The following is a 1066-nucleotide window of genomic DNA, read 5'->3' as shown; positions in this document are numbered from 1 at the left end:
CCGCTCCACCCGTCCTGCCGTAGGCTCGCCGCGAGTTGGGCTCCGGCATGGCTGGCACCGATGATGAGGGCTCGCTGCGATGTCATGTGCCGGATTTCGGGGTGAGGCGCACCATCATCTTGCTGATGCCGCGAACGAAGTTGGACTGCACGTACTCGGGTTCGCCGACGACCTCGATGTTCTCGAAGCGGGGGAGCAGCTCTTCCCAGAGGATCCGCAGCTGCATTTCGGCCAGTCGGTTGCCCATGCACCGGTGTACGCCGAACCCGAAGGAGATGTGGTTGCGGACGTTGGCCCGGTCGATGATGAAGTCATCGGGCCGCTCGAACACACGCTCGTCGCGGTTGCCTGAGGCGTACCACATCACGACCTTGTCACCCTTACGGATGAACTGACCGTTCAAGATAGTGTCAGTCTTGGCGATTCGGCGCATGTAGGCCAGCGGCGTTTGCCACCGGATTATCTCGGAGACCATGTTGGGGATCAGGTCAGGGTTGGACTTGAGCTTTTCGAACTGGTCTGGGAACCGGTTCAGCGCCAGAACGCCACCACTCATCGAGTTCCGGGTCGTATCGTTCCCTCCGACGATCAACAGCACAAAGTTGCCCATGAATTCCATCGGGCGGTCGATCAGATCCTTGGTGTTCTCGTTGCTCTGCAGCATGGTGACCAGGTCGAAACCGGGTTCCTCCCCCTCTGCTAACCGAGCCTTCTTGTCGTACCACAGAGAACTCAGACCGCTCGCCATCTCGCGCATTCCGTCGAACGACTCGTCGAGGTCCGCAGGACCACCGTTCGCTTCCTCGAACGAAGTTGCAATATCTGACCAGTACACGAGTTTGCGACGTTCCTCGTAGGGGAAGTCCAAGAGCGTCGCGAGCATTCGAGCTGTCAGTTCGATCGAGACAGTCTGGACCCAGTCGAACGGCTGATTCACCGGCAAGTCGTCTAGTACCTCGCGAACCCGAGACCGAATGAGCGTCTCCATCTCGCGCAGGTTCTTAGGCGCCACCACCCCCTGCACAGCTGCTCGCTGCAAGTCGTGACGCGGTGGGTCCATCGCGAT

General features: G+C 59.8%; 2 protein-coding genes. Both read right to left on the bottom strand.

Features of this window, described 5'->3' with window-relative positions; translation table 11 throughout:
- Positions 1-86 (bottom strand): nucleoside-diphosphate sugar epimerase/dehydratase (locus IY392_RS19665; protein ID WP_375292885.1); only part of this gene is annotated, 86 nt, incomplete at its 3' end.
- Positions 83-1066 (bottom strand): cytochrome P450 (locus IY392_RS03050; RefSeq protein WP_194860466.1); only part of this gene is annotated, 984 nt, incomplete at its 5' end. The genes IY392_RS19665 and IY392_RS03050, both read right to left, overlap by 4 nt.

The sequence above is a fragment of the Dietzia sp. SYD-A1 genome (assembly GCF_015356725.1).
Lineage (GTDB): Bacteria > Actinomycetota > Actinomycetes > Mycobacteriales > Mycobacteriaceae > Dietzia.
This window is presented reverse-complemented; position numbering and strand designations above follow the sequence as displayed.